Raw genomic sequence first — 15,403 nt, 5'->3', positions numbered from 1 at the left:
GGCGACATGGAGGTCTGGACACATCCGGGGATCACGCCTCGCAGAAACGGCGCCGCACGGCGCGTGCCCAGCGGCTTCCAGATCACGGCGATGATCCTGCTGGCCCTGGGCTCTTCCGCCGCTCTGGTCCGTTGGCCTCAAGCCGCTTTCCTGACGCTGCTCATTCTGTTCCAGGCCGCCTTCGTCGTCTCCGCGATCTGGAAGACCGTCATCGCCATCGCCAGCCTGCGCCGCCCCAAACCCTGCGCCCGACCCATCGTATGGCCGCGCTACACCATATTGGCGGCGCTGCATGACGAGGCGGCGGTGACGCCGCAACTGATCGCCAACCTGGCTCGCATCGATTATCCGCCCGATCGGCTCGAAGCCTTCATCGTCCTCGAAACCCACGACCACGCCACCCTCGCCGCCGCCCAGGCCACGCCGCGCCCAGCCTGGATCAAGATCCTGGTCGTCCCGCCCGGATCGCCCCTGACCAAGCCGCGCGCGCTGAACCACGCGCTGAGACAGGCCTCCGGCGACCTGGTCACGATCTACGACGCGGAAGACCGACCGCATCCGCAACAGCTGCGTCAGGCGGCGGCGCGTTTCGTCGCCCAACCTCGGCTGGGATGCCTCCAGGCGCCGCTGCGTATCCGCCCCTCGGGTAGGCCCGGTTCCGCTTTCCTGGATCGACAGTTCGCCTTCGAATACGGCGCCCTGTTCGAGGTGACGCTGCCGGGCATGGCGCGGCTCGGCCTGCCCTTCCCGCTGGGCGGCACCAGCAATCACATCCGAATGACCGCCTTGCGCGCCGCCGGAGGATGGGACGCGCACAATGTGACAGAGGACGCCGACCTGGGCTTTCGGCTGTGGTCGCTGGGCTGGAGGCTGGACGTCATCGACTGCCCGACCTGGGAGACCCCGCCCGGCGCCTTGGACCGCTGGCTGCCTCAGCGGACGCGCTGGCTGAAGGGCTATATGCAGACCTGGGGCGTCCACACTCGACGCCCGCTGGGCCTGGGGCGACGCGGCCTGCTGTCCCTGGTCATGACGCTGGGCGCCGGCATCCTGTCGGCCGCGGCCCATGCCCCGACCCTGGCCTGGCTGGCGTCGGCGCTGATGGTCGGGCTCCACGCCGGAATCGCGCCGGCGACGCCTGTGGGGTCCTTGGGCGTGCTGGCCCTGGGCATCATTGCGGCCTGGATGGGCTGCGCCGTCGGCGCCAAGCGCGCCGGGCTGGACTATCGGCTCGGCGACATGCTCGCCGCCCCCGCCTATTGGTCGCTGCTCAGCCTCGCCTTCGTGCATGCCACCTGGCGCCTGATCGTCGAGCCTCACGTCTGGGACAAGACCCCGCACGATGGCGACGCCCAGACGGCGGAATTGACCGTCGTGGCGCAGGAGTCTGGACGCGAGGCCGCCTGAGCGCCTATCAGCCCGACGATGGCGCCCGTCCTTTCAAAAACTCCCGAAACGCTCGTGACGTCTGGCTGGTCCGACTACGCCCTGCTGGACTCCGGCGACGGCAAGAAGCTGGAACGCTACGGCCGCTACACCGTGGTCCGGCCCGAGCCGCAATGTTTCTGGTCGCCACGCGATCCGGCAGCCTTCGAAAACGCCACCGCCACCTTCGACCCCCAGCAGGAGGAGGAAGATAGCGGCCGCTGGAAGTTCGACCGCCACGGCCCCATCGACGCCTTCGCCCTCAAATGGCGCGACGTGAAGTTCACCGGCCGATTCACGCCTTTCCGCCACCTCGCCTTCTTCCCCGAGCAGGCCGCCAACTGGGAATGGCTGGACAACCGGGTGCGGAATTTCTCACGCGAAGCCGGCAGAGCGCCGAAGATTCTCAACCTGTTCGGCTACACCGGCGTCGCCAGTCTGGCCGCCGCCGCCGCCGGTGCTGAAGTCACCCACGTCGATGCGTCCAAGAAGTCGGTCGCCTACGCCCGCGAGAACGCCGAACAGTCGGGCCTGTCCCAGCATCCGATCCGCTGGATCGTGGAGGACGCCCGTAAATACGTCGCCCGCGAGGTCCGTCGCGGCTCGAAATACGACGGCATTATCCTTGATCCGCCCAAATACGGACGCGGCCCCACCGGCGAAGTCTGGCGCCTGTTTGAGGACATGCCGGCCCTGTTGAAGGACTGCGCCGCCCTTCTGGCCGATGACGCCGACTTCCTGTTGCTGAACGCCTATGCCGCCCGCGTTTCGGGCCTGTCACTGGCCCATCTGATGGTCGAGGCGACGCCCGATCGCGGCGGCCGCATCGACTGGGGCGAACTGGCCCTGTCGGAAGACGGCCCGGACGCCCGCGCCATCGGCCTGTCCTTTTTCGCGCGGTGGAGCAAATGACGGAACGCGTTATCACCTCCCTGAACAACGACACGGTCAAGGCCGTTCGCGCCCTGCACATGCGCAAGGAACGCGACCTGACCGGGACCTTCCTGGCCGAAGGTCTGAAGTTCATCGGCGAAGCGCTGGAACAGGGCCGCGCGCCAAAGATGCTGCTGGTCGGCGAGGAGGCCCGCCCCCATCCCCTGCTGGACCGCGCCAAGACCGAGACGCGCAAGGCCGGCGGCGACATCATCATCGTCACCCACGCCATCCTTGAAAAGATCAGCCGCCGCGACAATCCCCAGACCGTGCTGGGCGTGTTCGACCAGGCCTATGCCCCGCTGGACAGCCTGGACCCGGCCTCCGCCGTCTGCTGGGTGGCCCTGGAGCAGGTGCGCGATCCCGGCAATCTGGGCACCATCATCCGCACCGCCGACGCGGCCGGCTGCGGCGGCGTCATCCTGATCGGCGACTGCGTCGATCCCTATTCGGTCGAGGCCGTCCGCGCGACCATGGGCTCGGTCTTCGCCGTCTCGATCACCAAGACCGACCCCGAGGCCTTCCTGGCCTGGCGCAAGACCTGGCCCGGCAGCGTCGTCGGCACCCGCCTGGACGCCAAGGTCAGCCATCGCTCGGCGGTCATGAAACAGCCGTCGCTGATCCTGATGGGCAATGAACAGGCCGGCCTGACCGACGACCTGGCCGCCGTCTGCGACGTCAACGTCAAGATCCCGATGCGCGGCCGGGCCGACAGCCTGAACCTGGCCATCGCTACCGGCATCATGGTCTATGCCGCGACCGAAGAGGCCTAACGCTGCTCTTCGGGCGCCACCCGTCCCATGCCCCACAGGGCGACGATGGTGACCAGGGCCGAAATCACAAGATAGCCGCCCACGGCCCCCGGCCCGAACCGCTCGGCCAGTTTCAACGCGATATAGGGCGCCAGCGACGCCCCCAGAATGCCCGCCAGGTTGAACGCCATGGACGCGCCGGTATAGCGCACCGCCGTCGGGAACGGCCGCGCCATGGCAGCACCGATGGGGCCATAGGTGCAGCCCATCAGGGCGAACCCCAGCGCAAAGAAGATCAGCAGCCCCGTCAGGCCGCCCCCGAACAGCGGCGCGAACAGGAAACCGAACAGGCCGATCCCCACCGAGGACCAGATCAGCACCTTCACCTGCCCGTATCGGTCCGCCAGCAGCGCCGTCACCGGAATACAGGCGGCGAAGAACAGCACGCCGATCAGCTGGATCGGCAGGACATCGGCCCGCGCCAGCCCCATCCCCGTCGTCGCCCACCCCAGGGCGAACACCGTCATCAGATAGAACAGGGTGAAGGTCGTAACGCCGCTGAACGTGCCCAGCACCAGCGCCGCCTTGTGATGGGCGAACAGGGTCACGGCAGGGGCCTTGACCCGCTCGTCGCGATCCACGGCCTTCTGGAACTCGGGCGTTTCGCTGATCTTCAGCCGCACCCACAGGCCGACGAACACCAGGATGGCGCTGGCCAGGAACGGAATACGCCAGCCCCAGCTCTCGAACGCGCTCTCGCTCATAGTCGAGGTCAGCACGATGAAGGATGTCGTCGACAGGATGAAGCCGATGGGCGCGCCCAGCTGCGGGAACATGCCGAACCAGGCCTTCTTTCCCGGCGGCGCATTCTCGGTCGCCAGCAGCACCGCCCCGCCCCACTCCCCGCCCAGACCCAACCCCTGACCGAACCGACACAGGGCCAGCAGCAGGGGCGCCAGCAGGCCGACCTGCTGGTGCGTCGGCAACAGGCCGATGGCCACGGTCGACAGCCCCATGGTCATCAAGGCCGCGACCAGCGTCGCCTTGCGCCCCACCCGATCCCCGAAATGCCCGAACGCCAGGGCCCCGATGGGTCGCGCGAAGAAGGCGATGGAGAAGGTGGCGAACGACGACAGCAGCGCCGTGCCCGGATCTTCGCCGGGGAAGAACAGCACCGGAAACACCAGCACGGCGGCGGTGGCGTAGATGTAGAAGTCGAAGAACTCGATCGTCGTGCCGATCAGGCTGGCGAACAGCACGCGGGCGGTGGAGTTCTTCGGCAGGACGGCGTCGGACATCATGGGCTCCCAGTTGCCCTCAGCGATGCCCGTTTCCCTGCCGTGGCGTCAAGGCGATCAGGTCCCTCGCGGCTTCACCCGGTTCGTCGGTTGCGCCTCTGCCGGGTTCTCGGGCCAGGGGTGGCGGGGATAGCGCCCGCGCATCTCGGCCCGCACCGCCGCCCACGAGCCCGCCCAGAAGCGCGGCAGATCCTTGGTCACCTGCACCGGCCGTCGCGCCGGCGACAAAAGGGCCAGGGTCAACGGCACGCCGCCGACGTTTGGATGCGTCGTCACGCCGAACAGCTCCTGCACGCGAATGTCCACGCGGGGCCCGCCCTCGGCGCCGTAATCGATGGCCGCCGATCCCAGCGGCGTGACCAGACGCGTGGGCGCCAGGTCGTCCAGCTTGCGCTGCAACTCCCAGGGAATGAGACCGCGCAGGGCCTCAGACAGCCGACCGTCCCCGATCCCTTCCAGCGACTTGGCCCCGTCCAGCAAGGGCCACAGCCAGTCTTCGCGCGCCGCCAGCAGGGCGTCGTCCGATACGTCGGGCCAAGTCGGGTCGCGGTCGTGCAGGAAGGCCAGCCGGGCGCGCAGGCCCGACGCCTGCTCACCCCATTTCAGCGCGCCAAGTCCGTCCGCCTCGACCTCGGTTCTCAGCGCGGCGGCCAAGGCCTTCGCATCCGGCACGCCGACGATCTTTTCGTCCAGCACGATGGCCCCGATTCGCCGCGACCGGCGGATCACCGAACGCCCCGACGGCTCGCGCACCAAACGGTCCTCGACAGAGATCAGCCGCGCCAGATCGGTCTCGATCCGGTCCGCATCCAGCACCGCCGCCAGCCTCACACGATCGCGGGCATCGCCCCCGCCCAGTTCCGCCACCGCCAGCCAAGGTTCGCGCGCCAGATGATCGGTCGCCTCCAGCACCGCCCCGCGCCCGCTGGCCAGCAACAGCTCGCCCGCCTTGCCCCGCGCCTTGGCGATCCGCTCCGGGAAGGCTTCCGCCAGCAGAAAGCCCGGATCGATCGTCCTACCCGACCCGCCGCCCGCCGCCTTCGCCCAGCGATCCGCCAGCTTCATAGCGTCGCGCGCCCTGGGCGACCGATCTCGCTCCAGCCCGATCAGGCGATCCGCCAGATCGACGCCCGATCCGCCCAGCCCTGGTTCGCTCAGCACCGCCGCGATCCGCGCCCCCGTCATCGCATCGCCCCCGTCCGACGCCACGGCGACCATATGCGCCAGACGCGGCGACAACGGGATTCGCGTCAGTCTCAGCCCATGTTTCGAAAGCCCCCCTTCCGCATCCAGCGCCCCCAGCCGCGTCAGCACCTTGCGCGCCTCGGCCATCGCCCCAGCCGGCGGCGGGTCCAGCAGCGCCAGCCCTTCGACAGACCGCGCGCCCCATCGCGCAAGGTCAAGCGCCAGACCTGTCAGGTCCGCCTCCTGGATTTCCGGCCGTTGATGCGGGACCAGACCGCGCGTCTGTTCCTCGTCCCACAGGCGATAGCAGACCCCCGGCTCGGTGCGTCCGGCCCGGCCGCGTCGTTGCTCGGCCGAAGACCGACTGACCTTGACCGTCGCCAGTCGGGTCAGGCCGCTGGACGGCTCGAAGCGCGGAACCCGCGACAGGCCGCCGTCGATCACCACCCGCACGCCTTCGATCGTCAGGCTGGTTTCCGCCACCGAGGTCGCCAGCACCAGCTTGCGCCGCCCTGGCGCCGCCGGTTCGATCGCCCGATCCTGCTCGCCCCTATCCAGACCGCCATAAAGCCGCACGACATCGACGTTCGGCAGTCGCAGCCGGTCGTTCACCAGCCGTGCGACCCGGTGGATCTCGCCCTGCCCCGGCAGGAAGACCAGCACCGACCCCGTCTCTTCGCCCAGAGCGTTCAGACAGGCCCGCGCCACGGCCTCCTCGAACCGCTCCGACGGATTGCGGCCCAGATACCGGGTCTCGACCGGCCAAGCCCGCCCCTCCGCCTCGATGACCGGCGCACCATTGAGCAGTCGCGACACGCCCACGACGTCCAGCGTCGCCGACATGACGAGCAGCCGCAGATCCTCGCGCAGCAGGCCTTGCGTCTCCCGCGCCAGGGCCAGCCCCAGATCCGCGTCCAGGCTGCGTTCGTGAAACTCGTCGAACAGGACCGCGCCCACGCCCTCCAGACCCGGATCGTCCAGAATCATCCGCGTGAAGACGCCCTCGGTGATCACCTCGATCCGCGTCTTTGGCCCGATGCGGCTTTGCAACCGGGTGCGATACCCCACGGTCCCGCCCGCCTGTTCGCTCAGCGTCGTGGCCATCCGGTCGGCCGCCGCCCGTGCGGCCAGGCGTCGCGGCTCCAGCACCAGCACCTTGCCCTCCAGCCACGGCTGATCCAGCAGGGCCAGGGGTACGACCGTCGTTTTTCCGGCCCCCGGAGGCGCGGCCAGCACCGCCGTATTGCCGCTCGCAAGGGCGGCTTTCAGCGGTTCCAGAACGGCATGGATGGGCAGCATGCCCCGCCTCTAGCCCGATGCACCCTGATCACGAAAGCGTCGTCACGCCTTAACCCCCTCGTCATGCGCGTTGCGCGCCGCCTCATCCGTCGCTAGCGTCCGCCTCAAGCAGCCGAGGGGCTGTATCAAAACCGTGGGGGTATTTTATGTGGCGCGTTAAGTCGCTCGACGCGATCCTTGCCACGGCCGAGAAGAAATCTCTTCATCGGTCGCTTGGTCCTATTCAACTGACGCTTCTGGGGATCGGGGCCATTATCGGCACCGGGATCTTCGTCCTGACGGCCGCGGCTTCGCAAAAAGCCGGGCCGGGCATGATGGTCAGCTTCGTCATCGCCGGCGCCGTCTGCGCCGTCGCGGCGCTCTGCTACTCCGAACTGGCGGCCATGGCCCCGGTCTCGGGCTCGGCCTACACCTATACCTATGCCGTGATGGGCGAACTGCTGGCCTGGACGGTCGGCTGGGCGCTGATCCTGGAATATGCGGTCGCAGCGTCCGCCGTGTCGGTCGGCTGGTCAGGCTATGTCCTGGGGTTGATAGAACAGGGGCTAGGGTTCGACTTCCCTGACCTCCTATCCGCCGGCCCCGCCTGGGCCATGAACGGCTTCATTCCCACGCCCGACTTCTCGGTCGGCATCGTCAACATCCCGGCCATCATCGTGGCCCTGCTGGTCACCGGCCTGCTGATGCTGGGGACGACCGAATCGGCGCGCGTCAACGCCGTGCTGGTTCTGATCAAGGTGGCCGCCCTGGCGGTCTTCATCGTCATCACCCTGCCGGCGATCAAGACGGCGAACCTGTCGCCCTTCGCGCCAAACGGCCTGTTCGGCGAGTTTTCGGGCATGGGCATCGTCGGCGCCGCCGCCTCGATCTTCTTCGCCTATGTCGGCTTCGACGCCGTTTCGACGGCGGCCGAAGAGACCAAGAACCCGCAACGCAACGTGCCGATCGGCCTGATCGGTTCCCTGGCCATCTGCACCGTCTTCTATCTGCTGGTCGCCCTGGGTGCAGCCGGCGCCATCGGCGCACAGCCGGTGCTCGGCGCGGCAGGCCAAGCGGTGCAACCCGGCTCGCCGGCCTTCATCGCCGCCTGCGCCCTGCCGGCCAACGCCGAGGCTCTGGTCTGCTCCAACGAGGCCCTGGCCCACGTCCTGCGCGTGATCGGTCATCCGCAGATCGGCAACGCCCTGGGCACCGCCGCCCTGCTGGCCCTGCCCTCGGTCATCCTGATGATGATCTACGGCCAGACCCGCATCTTCTTCGTGATGGCGCGCGACGGCCTGCTGCCAGAAGGCCTGACCAAGATCCACCCCAAGTGGAAGACGCCCTATATCGTGACGGCCGCAACCGGCATCGCGGTGGCCATCGGCGGCGCCCTGTTCCCGGTCGGTCAGTTGGCCGACATCTCGAACTCCGGCACCCTGTTCGCCTTCTTCATGGTGTCGCTGGCCGTGCTGATCCTTCGGGTCAAGGAACCGAACCGCAAGCGGCCGTTCCGCACGCCGTTCATCTGGGTCTTCGCGCCCCTGTCGGCCTTCGGCTGCGCCTTCCTGTTCTGGAACCTGCCGCACGACGCCAAGATGGTGCTGCCGATCTGGGGCGGCATCGGCCTGGTGATCTACTTCCTGTATGGCTATCGCAAGAGCCACCTGGGTCGCGGCCTGATCGAGGTCCACGAGACCGACAGCGACCTGCCGCCGCCGCCCGTCCCGCCGATCCTCTAGGCGAAAGTTCCGGGGCCTATTGCGCAGGTGCGATAGCCCCGGAACACGCCCTCAAGTCGCGCGCAGGAGCGAGGCCCCGAAGACCGGCCTCAAGCAGCCCGAAGGGCGGTAGGACCAACAATAAAGAAAAGGCCCCGGATCGCTCCGGGGCCTTTTTGCTTTGGTGCGGATGAGAGGACTCGAACCTCCACGCCTCTCGGCGCTAGAACCTAAATCTAGTGCGTCTACCAGTTCCGCCACATCCGCATGGGCAGGCCGTCGCCTCTAGAGGGTGACGACGGTCAGAGCAAGACCTCAGCGGCGCCCGGCGACCAGTTCGTTGCGGATAGACCGCCCCAGCGGATCGCGCGCCTGCCAGGTGTCGCCGACATCGGCCTCGACCACACGACTACAGAAGCGTGGTAAGATCTGACGCGGGCTGAAGCCGCTTAGGCAGATCCTGTCCCCCTCGGCCGACCACCGCGCCGCTAGCCGCCGCCCGTCCGAAAACTGCGAGGTGTAGCGCCCGTCCGGCTCAAAGAAATGCTTCACCCACTGCCCGTTTGGATAGTGGGAAATGATCGTATTGCCGAACGCCTTGGACATGTCAGCGGAAGCCGGCGAGGCTGCCAGCGCGCTCACCATCGCCAGTCCGCAGATTACCAAACCCTGCCTCACACGCCTCTCCTGCGCCGTCTCTGCATCGACTATCGACGATACATAAGACGGCGCAAGCGAAGCGGTTCCTCGATCAGACGTTTCCGCGACGACCCGATTCGAACAGGAACCAGACGCGCTTCTCGCTCTCGTCGATCCAGTTCTCCAGCAGGCTGGCGGTGGCGATGTCATTATGCTCGTCGCAGAGGTCGTGAATCTCGCGCATCCGAGCGATCAGCTCGCCGTTGTCGTCGCGAAGCTCGGCCAGCATGTCCAGCGGATCGACGTAGTCGGCGTCATTGTCCGCGACGCGTGATTCCTTGGCGATCTGACCGATGGAGCGCAACGTCGTGCCGCCGATCTTGCGCGCGCGCTCGGCCATCGGGTCGGTCATGGCCAGGATTTCCGCCGACTGCTCGTCCAGCAACAGGTGATAATCGCGGAAATGCGGCCCCGACACGTGCCAGTGGAAGTTCTTGGTCTTGATATAGAGGGCGAACGTATCGGCTAGCAGCGTGGTCAGCGCGGCCGAAATATCGCGTGTCGCCTCCTCCGACAGGCCAGTCGGCGTTCTCAGCGGCGCAAGGCGCTTCTCACGAGCGGTCACCATCGTCGTTCTCCTCAACAGTCTGCAGTCAAGCTAGGAAGCCGGGCAACCGAACGGAAGCCCTGATGCAGATCATAATGCTGAAGCTGTGAAGTGGTTCGGCGGCGCCGACCTTTGTCGGCGGATGGCTGGGGAACTAGGACTCGAACCTAGAATGACGGTACCAAAAACCGTAGTGTTACCATTACACCATTCCCCAGCAGGACCGGCGTTTCCGAAGCACTCTGTGCGGCGGAGGCGGTCAGATACGCCAAGCTGTTTTGGGATGCAACACCCTCTTTCAGGACTATTTTCATGCACCGGGAAGATGGGGTGAAATGGACGCTTGCGGCCTCCTGAACCCATGGCTATAAGCCGCGTCCTCACTTCGGGGCGACGCCGCCAGGCCAGCCCCCACGGTCGGAGTGTGGCTCAGCCTGGTAGAGCACTGCGTTCGGGACGCAGGGGTCGGAGGTTCGAATCCTCTCACTCCGACCATCTTCTCTTTAGAAAAGTAGACGGCGCGCCGGCGGGTTTTCACCCGCCGCCTATGCTTTTCTCATCATCGTCGTTCGCCGCCGTCTCCATCGCCTGACGCGCCACGGCGTTCAGATGCGCCCCCACCGATTCGATGGTCCGCAGCCCCAGCGCCTTTCGCCGCCCCAGCAGATCCGGCGACCCGGCGTCGTAATCCGCCATCAGCCGGCGTACGAACGCTCCTCCCTGAACCTCGGCCAGCACCTGATCCATCGCTTCGCGCGACGCGGCGTTGATGATGCGCGGGCCCGTCAGATAGGCGCCGTATTCCGCCGTGTTGGAAATCTTGGCGAAGGCCCCGGCGATTCCGCGTTCGTACATCAGGTCGGTCACCAGCTTGGTCTCGTAGAAACATTCGAACCAGGCGACCTCGGGCGGATAACCGGCGTCCACCAGCTTCATGAAGGCAGAATCGATCAGTTCGGCGATCCCGCCGCACAGCACCACCTGTTCGCCGAACAGGTCGCTTTCGCACTCGTCCCGCATCGTCGTTTCCAGAATGCCCTTGCGTCCACACCCCAGCGCCGCCGCATAGGACAGGCCCAGGGCGTGTGCGCCGCCCGACGCGTCCTGATGGACCCCGAACAGGCAGAAGACCCCCTCCCCGGCCTCGTACAGGTCGCGGATGCGCGGCCCGATCCCCTTGGGAGACGCCAGGATGACGTCCAGGTCGTTGCGCGGCTGGACCAGGCCGAACCGCACCGACAGGCCGTGGGCGAACACCAGGGCCGCGCCCGGCCGCACATTGGGCTCCAGTTCGTCGCGCCACAGGTCGCGATGCGCCTCGTCCGAGGTCATGACCGCGATCACGTCGGCCCGGGCGGCGGCCTCGGCGGCCGTCATCACCGCGAACCCATCCGCGCGCGCCAGCTCACGAGTCTTGGACCCGGCCTTCAGACCTACGACGATGTCCGCCACCGACGAATCGCGCAGGTTCAGCGCATGGGTCCGCCCCTGACTGCCGTAACCGATCATGGCCACGCGCTTGCCGCGAATGATCGAAAGGTCGCAGTCGCGGTCATGGAAGACGGGCAGCGGATTGGATAAGGTCTGGGTCATGACCGTCTTCATAACCCCTTCCTCCGTCGTCGCCTTCTGGAAAGAGGCCGGTCCCGAAAAGTGGTTCGCGAAGGACGAGGCGTTCGACGCCGATTTCCGCGACCGTGGCCGCGCGGTCCATTGGGCGGCGGCGCGCCGCGAACTGGACGACTGGATGGAGACGCCGCACGGGGCCCTGGCCCTGCTGATCCTGCTGGACCAGTATCCCCGCAACAGCTTTCGCGGCACGGCGCATCAGTTCGCGACCGACCCCCTGGCCCTGATGTTCACCAATCAGGCGGTGGCGCGCGACCTTCATCTTCAGGTCGAACCCGAGCTGAAGAACTTCCTCCTGCTGCCCTTCGAACATTCCGAACGGATCGAAGATCAGGACCGCTACATGACCCTGATCGCCGGCGACGAAGAGCTGGAGAAATGGGGCAAGCTCCACCGTGACATCATCGTCCGCTTCGGCCGCTTCCCCCACCGCAACGCCGCCCTGGGCCGCGAGACGACCGCAGAAGAACAGGCCTTTCTGGACGAAGGCGGTTTCGGCGGCTGAAGCGCACCGCCTCCTCCCAAAGTCCCACAGGCGCCTCTCCCTCCCCTTCATGGGGAGGGACGATCGCGCAGCGATCCGGGTGGGGCCGTAAGGGCAGCGGAGACGCTTCATACTGCCCCACCCCGGCTACGCTCCGCTTCGCCGCCCCTCCCCATGAAGGGGAGGGAGAACGCGCTCAGCCATCACAATGACGCTGGTTCATTCGCAGCGAATCCAATCGCTTGCCGATTTATGTCCCCGTTCTCCCATCCCCCCCTTCGAAACCGGCGTATGCTAAACCCGTCCCGTTGCATGGAGGGCTCGCTTGGCCTGCGACCTTGCGGCGGCGGGAGCGGATGGAACGGGAGCCGGGGTGAAATCCCTCCGCGCTGACATCGACTCATGGAGCGGTGTCGGAGGGTCGAGGGGGATACTCGATCGCACTCGGGACGGGGTTTCGCAGACCCCGCCGACCCGTCGCAGGCTTATGGGGTTAGGCGATAAGACCGCCACCGCTCGACGCCTCGAGCTTGCAGGCCAACCAGCCGCGCGGAGCGTCAACCCTTCGTCGAAACGGTACTTACAAACTCACACTCCGGGCGAAGGCCCGGCGCTCCGTCCAGCCCTCCACCAACTTCGCAGCGAAAGCGCGAGGCCGATCACCCCTGTCCGAGCGAATCAATTCCTGTGGACGACGCCGATTTGCCGCGACCCCGAATCAAATTCTGAGGCACCTTGAAACCATGACCGTTCAGATGATCCACGCCACGCTTCAGGCCGACGTCCAGGCCCGCATCGCCGCCGCGCCCGCCGATCATCCCGAGCGGCAGTATCTGAACCTGCTGCGCGACATCCTGGACAATGGGGTGCGTCGCGACGACCGCACCGGTACGGGCACCCTGGGCGTCTTCGGCCGCCAGATGCGCTTCGACCTGTCCAAGGGTTTTCCCGTCCTGACGACCAAGAAGCTGCACCTGCGCTCGATCATCGTCGAACTGCTGTGGTTCCTGCGCGGCGAGACGAACATCGGCTGGCTCAAGGACAACGGCGTCCGCATCTGGGACGAATGGGCCGACGCCGACGGCGAACTGGGTCCGGTCTATGGCAAACAGTGGCGCTCGTGGACCGCCCCCGACGGCCGCGTCATCGACCAGATCGAGAAACTGGTCCACGGGCTGAAGACCAACCCCAACAGCCGCCGCCACATCGTCACCGCCTGGAACCCGGCCGATGTCGACGACATGGCCCTGCCGCCCTGCCACTGCCTGTTCCAGTTCTTCGTGGCGGATGGAAAACTGAGCTGCCAACTGTATCAGCGCAGCGCCGATGTCTTTCTGGGCGTGCCGTTCAACATCGCCTCCTACGCCCTGCTGACGATGATGCTGGCCCAGGTCGTGGGGCTGGAGCCCGGCGACTTCGTCCACACCTTCGGCGACGCCCACCTGTATCTGAACCATCTGGACCAGGCCGAGCTCCAGCTGACCCGCGAGCCCCTGCCATTGCCGGTTATGCACATCGCCCCCAAGACCGACCTGTTCGCCTTCGACCTGTCCGACTTCACCCTCGACGGCTACGAAGCCTGGCCGCACATCAAGGCGGCCGTGGCCGTCTGATCGCCCATCGTTCCGGACATTTCCATGCTGATCCGTGCCGCCTTGACCAGTCTCGTCATTCTGGCTGCGCCAACAGCGTCGGCCTTCGCGTTGCCGATCTCATCCGTCATCACAACGCCCGAGATCACCCCAACTCAAGCCAGAGTCCCAGCACCGGACGGTCGTGCGATCCCGATCAGCATGTGGACCGCGCCGGACGAGCGCGGCGTGGTGGTCTTCAGCCACGGCTACAACGGTTCTCCCACCGCCTACCAGCAGCTGCTGTCGGCCTGGGCCGCTCATGGGTTTACGGTAATCGCGCCGCTGCACGTCGATTCCCTGCGCCATCCCGAACAGGCGAAATACGATAACCGCGCAGCCTTCTCGACGAGGTTGTTGGACCTGGGAATAGCGCGCGCTCTGGCGAGACACGCCCACCCGGGCAAGCCGCTAATCGTGGCAGGCCATTCCTTCGGCTCGCTGATGTCCCTGATCGAGGGCGGGGCGGTGACTGTCGCAGGCCCCATGGGCGATCCGGCTGTGAAGGGTGTGATCGCCTTTTCCTCGGCCGGGAACATTCCCAATGTCGTGACGCCTGACACCTATCGCACTCTTGACGGTCCGCTGTTGATGATCACCGGCGACCGGGATCTGGTTCCGGGTTTCGCCGACGACTGGCGGGATCATCGCGCCGCCTTCGACGCCAGTCCCGCCGGAGACAAGACCCTGCTGATCTTCTCCGGGGCGGACCATCAACTACCCGGAACGGCGGACGGCGAGCGGTTCGATCAGATCATCCAGGCGACCGAGGATTTTCTCGACGCCTATGCCCTGAACGACGCCGCCGCTCGCGCGCGGCTCCAGACCTTCGCCGCAGAGGGCGTCACGGTGGAGCGGCGCTGAAGACATGGACCTGAAAGACCTGACCGCTTCGGTCCTGCGCATCTCCGACATCTACGCCGCCGAACACAGCATCGACCGCGACCGGGATTGGGCGCTGCTGAAACTTCAGGAGGAGCTGGGCGAACTGACGGCCGAGCATCTGCGCCTGACCGGCCGCGCGCGGGGCACGCCCGACGCTCAGGCGCTGGGCGACGAGGCGGCGGACGTGTTGGGTATGCTGCTGATCTACTGCGCTCGGGCCGGTGTCGACCTGGATCAGGCCATGCAGCGCAAATGGCTGAAGTGGCTGGAACCGCAAACCGATGTCGCGGCCGGGGCCTAAGCCTCCGGCGCGATCATGATCATGGGCTTCAGACGCTGGATCAGAGCGTCGTCGCTCTGAATGCGTTCGACCACGATCCGGTTCTTCATCATGCCCATCTGCATCGTGGCGCGGAAGGCGATCACGTCGCCGGGCGCGGCGATGAAACCCTCCAGCGTCGGCTTATTCTGCTTTCCGGCCAGACCGCCGAACGCCATCGACAGCTGGTGGCCGCCCGGCGCGACCGAAATGGCGGTGAAGCGCGGGCTCTTCAACTGGGCGACAAACAGATCATCCACCGACAGATCCATGCCCGCCGCCTTGCCCACGAAGCCTTCGCGATAAACGATCAGCAGCGCCTGATCATGGAACTGCGGCCGGAAATCCAGCACGGCCTGCTTCTGCTCCGGCGTTGCGGCCTTGCCCAGCTTGGTCCCGGCCAGATTGGCCATGATATAGGCCGTGAACACACCCAGGAAGGCCCCGACCATCATCGGCAGATAGCCGGCGTCTGCGCCCGCTGACGAAAAGAAGAAGGCCAAGCCCCCGCTGACAAGGACCGCAACCAGGAAACCGACGACGATGGCTGGGATGTACTTGCTCATGACAGGGCTCGCGTCCATGGGATGGGCCACTTCAACGCATCGATACGGTCA

14 protein-coding genes and 3 tRNA genes are annotated in these 15,403 nt (G+C 66.6%); 9 read left to right on the top strand and 8 right to left on the bottom strand.

Going from position 1 to position 15,403, the window contains the following annotated elements:
• Nucleotides 1-6: 6 nt before the first annotated feature.
• The 3 genes from ACP693_RS11015 to ACP693_RS11005 are packed head-to-tail and all read left to right on the top strand — an operon-like array spanning nucleotide 7 to nucleotide 3,131.
• The gene (locus tag ACP693_RS11015; RefSeq protein ID WP_426016872.1) at nucleotides 7-1,407 is read left to right on the top strand and encodes a glycosyltransferase; all 1,401 of its coding nucleotides are present in this window, start codon (nucleotides 7-9) and stop codon (nucleotides 1,405-1,407) included.
• A gap of 18 nt (nucleotides 1,408-1,425) precedes the next feature.
• Entirely contained in the window at nucleotides 1,426-2,337 is a 912-nt protein-coding gene (locus tag ACP693_RS11010) for a class I SAM-dependent methyltransferase (RefSeq protein WP_426016874.1), read from the top strand.
• Nucleotides 2,334-3,131, top strand: coding sequence for a TrmH family RNA methyltransferase (locus ACP693_RS11005; RefSeq protein ID WP_426016876.1), 798 nt, complete (start codon nucleotides 2,334-2,336; stop codon nucleotides 3,129-3,131). Before ACP693_RS11010 ends, ACP693_RS11005 begins: the two co-directional genes overlap by 4 nt.
• Here the strand turns inward: ACP693_RS11005 and ACP693_RS11000 are convergent.
• Both ACP693_RS11000 and hrpB read right to left on the bottom strand, forming a co-directional pair.
• Nucleotides 3,128-4,408, bottom strand: coding sequence for an MFS transporter (locus ACP693_RS11000; protein WP_426016878.1), 1,281 nt, complete (start codon nucleotides 4,406-4,408; stop codon nucleotides 3,128-3,130). The two genes, ACP693_RS11005 and ACP693_RS11000, sit on opposite strands and share 4 nt — an antisense overlap.
• A 57-nt stretch (nucleotides 4,409-4,465) precedes the next feature.
• Nucleotides 4,466-6,892 (bottom strand): ATP-dependent helicase HrpB, encoded by a 2,427-nt coding sequence (gene hrpB / locus ACP693_RS10995; protein WP_426016880.1) that lies wholly within the window; start codon nucleotides 6,890-6,892, stop codon nucleotides 4,466-4,468.
• A gap of 146 nt (nucleotides 6,893-7,038) precedes the next feature.
• Here hrpB and ACP693_RS10990 point away from each other — a divergent pair, with 146 nt between their 5' ends.
• On the top strand, nucleotides 7,039-8,613 hold the full coding sequence (locus ACP693_RS10990) for an amino acid permease (RefSeq protein WP_426016882.1): 1,575 nt from the start codon (nucleotides 7,039-7,041) through the stop codon (nucleotides 8,611-8,613).
• 161 nt (nucleotides 8,614-8,774) lie between these two features.
• On the opposite strand, the gene ACP693_RS10985 is transcribed toward ACP693_RS10990, so the two are convergent.
• From ACP693_RS10985 to ACP693_RS10970, 4 genes are all read right to left on the bottom strand, one after another.
• Nucleotides 8,775-8,859: transfer RNA gene (locus ACP693_RS10985), tRNA-Leu, on the bottom strand.
• Between the two features lie 48 nt (nucleotides 8,860-8,907).
• Complete coding sequence (locus tag ACP693_RS10980; protein WP_426016884.1) at nucleotides 8,908-9,270, bottom strand: hypothetical protein; 363 nt, start codon at nucleotides 9,268-9,270, stop codon at nucleotides 8,908-8,910.
• Nucleotides 9,271-9,343: 73 nt separating this feature from the next.
• Complete coding sequence (locus tag ACP693_RS10975; protein WP_426016885.1) at nucleotides 9,344-9,859, bottom strand: Dps family protein; 516 nt, start codon at nucleotides 9,857-9,859, stop codon at nucleotides 9,344-9,346.
• Nucleotides 9,860-9,981: 122 nt separating this feature from the next.
• A tRNA-Gln gene (locus ACP693_RS10970) sits at nucleotides 9,982-10,055 on the bottom strand.
• Between the two features lie 201 nt (nucleotides 10,056-10,256).
• Between ACP693_RS10970 and ACP693_RS10965 the strand changes: the two genes are divergently transcribed.
• Nucleotides 10,257-10,333, top strand: a tRNA-Pro gene (locus ACP693_RS10965).
• A gap of 39 nt (nucleotides 10,334-10,372) precedes the next feature.
• Here the strand turns inward: ACP693_RS10965 and ilvC are convergent.
• Nucleotides 10,373-11,431, bottom strand: coding sequence for a ketol-acid reductoisomerase (gene ilvC / locus ACP693_RS10960; RefSeq protein WP_426016887.1), 1,059 nt, complete (start codon nucleotides 11,429-11,431; stop codon nucleotides 10,373-10,375).
• Here ilvC and ACP693_RS10955 point away from each other — a divergent pair.
• The 4 genes from ACP693_RS10955 to ACP693_RS10940 all read left to right on the top strand — a co-directional run bounded on the left by ACP693_RS10955 (nucleotide 11,430) and on the right by ACP693_RS10940 (nucleotide 14,768).
• Nucleotides 11,430-11,972 carry a DUF924 family protein gene (locus tag ACP693_RS10955; protein WP_426016889.1) on the top strand — a complete coding sequence of 181 codons (543 nt, stop codon included), beginning with the start codon at nucleotides 11,430-11,432 and terminating at the stop codon, nucleotides 11,970-11,972. The genes ilvC and ACP693_RS10955 overlap by 2 nt on opposite strands.
• Nucleotides 11,973-12,706: 734 nt before the next feature.
• Nucleotides 12,707-13,564 carry a thymidylate synthase gene (locus ACP693_RS10950; RefSeq protein WP_426019574.1) on the top strand — a complete coding sequence of 286 codons (858 nt, stop codon included), beginning with the start codon at nucleotides 12,707-12,709 and terminating at the stop codon, nucleotides 13,562-13,564.
• Nucleotides 13,565-13,588: 24 nt separating this feature from the next.
• Complete coding sequence (locus ACP693_RS10945) at nucleotides 13,589-14,446, top strand: alpha/beta hydrolase family protein (protein ID WP_426016891.1); 858 nt, start codon at nucleotides 13,589-13,591, stop codon at nucleotides 14,444-14,446.
• Nucleotides 14,447-14,450: 4 nt separating this feature from the next.
• Complete coding sequence (locus tag ACP693_RS10940) at nucleotides 14,451-14,768, top strand: phosphoribosyl-ATP pyrophosphohydrolase (protein ID WP_426016893.1); 318 nt, start codon at nucleotides 14,451-14,453, stop codon at nucleotides 14,766-14,768.
• Here the strand turns inward: ACP693_RS10940 and ACP693_RS10935 are convergent.
• On the bottom strand, nucleotides 14,765-15,352 hold the full coding sequence (locus tag ACP693_RS10935) for a hypothetical protein (protein ID WP_426016895.1): 588 nt from the start codon (nucleotides 15,350-15,352) through the stop codon (nucleotides 14,765-14,767). The genes ACP693_RS10940 and ACP693_RS10935 overlap by 4 nt on opposite strands.
• Nucleotides 15,353-15,403 lie beyond the last annotated feature (51 nt).

This window comes from Brevundimonas sp. TWP1-3, from assembly GCF_049896085.1.
Lineage (GTDB): Bacteria > Pseudomonadota > Alphaproteobacteria > Caulobacterales > Caulobacteraceae > Brevundimonas.
This window is presented reverse-complemented; position numbering and strand designations above follow the sequence as displayed.